The organism is Pseudoalteromonas agarivorans (genome assembly GCF_024518735.1).
GTDB lineage: Bacteria > Pseudomonadota > Gammaproteobacteria > Enterobacterales > Alteromonadaceae > Pseudoalteromonas > Pseudoalteromonas atlantica.
On sequence record NZ_JANIGJ010000021.1, the window covers coordinates 1 to 3100 of the forward strand.

Below are 3100 nucleotides of genomic sequence, written 5' to 3' on the forward strand. Positions count from 1 at the left end.
TGCTCTTTAAAAATTTGGAAAAGCTGATAATAAAATTCTGATAGATACTTTGTATTTATCAAGAGTTTTCAAAAGTAAAAAAGAATGATAGCAGTATCATTCAGTGCCAATTTAATCATTTATGATTAATTGGTATCTACTTTAGTATTCAATATTAACTTCTGGCGAAGTTAAACTGTCACATAACAAAGACCCGTTTGGGTTGTATGGTTAAGTGACTAAGCGTACACGGTGGATGCCTTGGCAGTTGGAGGCGATGAAGGACGTATTAACTTGCGATAAGCCTAGTCAAGCTAGTAAAAAGCGCTTGAGACTAGGATTTCCGAATGGGGAAACCCACCTGCTTGCAGGTATCGTTAACTGAATACATAGGTTAACGAGGCGAACGCGGAGAACTGAAACATCTAAGTACCCGTAGGAAAAGAAATCAACCGAGATTCCGATAGTAGCGGCGAGCGAAATCGGAACAGCCCTTAAGCTTATTATGTGTTAATGGAAGGCTCTGGAAAGTGCCACGATACAGGGTGATAGTCCCGTACATGAAAAGACATTTTAAGTGAAATCGAGTAGGTCGGAGCACGTGAAACTTTGACTGAATATAGGTGGACCATCATCTAAGGCTAAATACTCCCAACTGACCGATAGTGAACCAGTACCGTGAGGGAAAGGCGAAAAGAACCCCTGTGAGGGGAGTGAAATAGAACCTGAAACCGTGTACGTACAAGCAGTAGGAGCCTACTTGTTAGGTGACTGCGTACCTTTTGTATAATGGGTCAGCGACTTATATTTTGTAGCGAGGTTAACCGATTAGGGTAGCCGTAGGGAAACCGAGTCTTAACTGGGCGAATAGTTGCAAGGTATAGACCCGAAACCCGGTGATCTAGCCATGGGCAGGTTGAAGGTTGAGTAACATCAACTGGAGGACCGAACCCACTAACGTTGAAAAGTTAGGGGATGACCTGTGGCTAGGAGTGAAAGGCTAATCAAACCGGGAGATAGCTGGTTCTCCCCGAAATCTATTTAGGTAGAGCCTCGGACGAATACTTACGGGGGTAGAGCACTGTTAAGGCTAGGGGGTCATCCCGACTTACCAACCCTTTGCAAACTCCGAATACCGTAAAGTAATATCCGGGAGACACACGGCGGGTGCTAACGTCCGTCGTGAAGAGGGAAACAACCCAGACCGCCAGCTAAGGTCCCAAAGTCATAGTTAAGTGGGAAACGATGTGGAAAGGCCCAGACAGCCAGGAGGTTGGCTTAGAAGCAGCCATCCTTTAAAGAAAGCGTAATAGCTCACTGGTCGAGTCGGTCTGCGCGGAAGATGTAACGGGGCTAAACTATGCACCGAAGCTGCGGATTCATCTTAGGATGAGTGGTAGGGGAGCGTTCTGTAAGCGGTTGAAGGTGTACCGGGAGGTATGCTGGACGTATCAGAAGTGCGAATGCTGACATGAGTAACGATAATGCGGGTGAAAAACCCGCACGCCGGAAGACCAAGGGTTCCTATCCCATGTTAATCAGGGTAGGGTAAGTCGACCCCTAAGGCGAGGCCGAAAGGCGTAGTCGATGGGAAACGGATTAATATTTCCGTACTTGGTATAATTGCGATGGGGGGACGGAGAAGGCTAAGCAAGCATGGCGATGGTTGTCCATGTGAAAGTGAGTAGGCTAGTGACTTAGGTAAATCCGGGTTGCTGTTAGGCTGAGACACGAGACGAGCACCCAAGGGTGTGAAGTTGCTGATGCCATACTTCCAGGAAAAGCCTCTAAGCTTCAGATTATACCGAATCGTACCCCAAACCGACACAGGTGGTCAGGTAGAGAATACTAAGGCGCTTGAGAGAACTCGGGTGAAGGAACTAGGCAAAATCGTACCGTAACTTCGGGAGAAGGTACGCTCCTATCTGTGATGAGACTTGCTCTCTAAGCGGACGGGAGCCGCAGTGACCAGGTGGCTGGGACTGTTTATTAAAAACACAGCACTGTGCAAAATCGCAAGATGACGTATACGGTGTGACACCTGCCCGGTGCCGGAAGGTTAATTGATGGGGTTAGTTTTCGGACGAAGCTCTTGATCGAAGCCCCGGTAAACGGCGGCCGTAACTATAACGGTCCTAAGGTAGCGAAATTCCTTGTCGGGTAAGTTCCGACCTGCACGAATGGTGTAACCATGGCCACGCTGTCTCCACCCGAGACTCAGTGAAATTGAAATCGCAGTGAAGATGCTGTGTACCCGCGGCTAGACGGAAAGACCCCGTGAACCTTTACTACAGCTTGGCACTGAACATTGAACCTACATGTGTAGGATAGGTGGGAGACTTTGAAGCAGCGACGCTAGTTGTTGTGGAGTCGTCCTTGAAATACCACCCTTGTAGTTTTGATGTTCTAACGTTGGCCCCTGAATCGGGGTTACGGACAGTGCCTGGTGGGTAGTTTGACTGGGGCGGTCTCCTCCCAAAGAGTAACGGAGGAGCACGAAGGTTGGCTAAGTACGGTCGGACATCGTACGGTTAGTGTAATGGTAGAAGCCAGCTTAACTGCGAGACAGACACGTCGAGCAGGTACGAAAGTAGGTCATAGTGATCCGGTGGTTCTGAATGGAAGGGCCATCGCTCAACGGATAAAAGGTACTCCGGGGATAACAGGCTGATACCGCCCAAGAGTTCATATCGACGGCGGTGTTTGGCACCTCGATGTCGGCTCATCACATCCTGGGGCTGAAGTCGGTCCCAAGGGTATGGCTGTTCGCCATTTAAAGTGGTACGCGAGCTGGGTTTAGAACGTCGTGAGACAGTTCGGTCCCTATCTGCCGTGGGCGTTTGAGAATTGAGAGGGGTTGCTCCTAGTACGAGAGGACCGGAGTGAACGAACCGCTGGTGTTCGGGTTGTCATGCCAATGGCATTGCCCGGTAGCTACGTTCGGAACTGATAAGCGCTGAAAGCATCTAAGCGCGAAGCAGGCCTCGAGATGATTTCTCACTAGACTTTTAAAGTCTCTGAAGGGCCGTTGAAGACTACAACGTTGATAGGCAAGATGTGGAAGTGGTGTGAGCCATTAAGCTAACTTGTACTAATTACCCGTGAGGCTTAACCATACAAC

At 48.9% G+C, this 3100-nt stretch carries 1 rRNA gene; it reads left to right on the forward strand.

Annotated features, from left to right (window positions below):
• Nucleotides 1-208 precede the first annotated feature (208 nt).
• Nucleotides 209-3095 (forward strand): 23S ribosomal RNA (locus NQT65_RS20145).
• Nucleotides 3096-3100 lie beyond the last annotated feature (5 nt).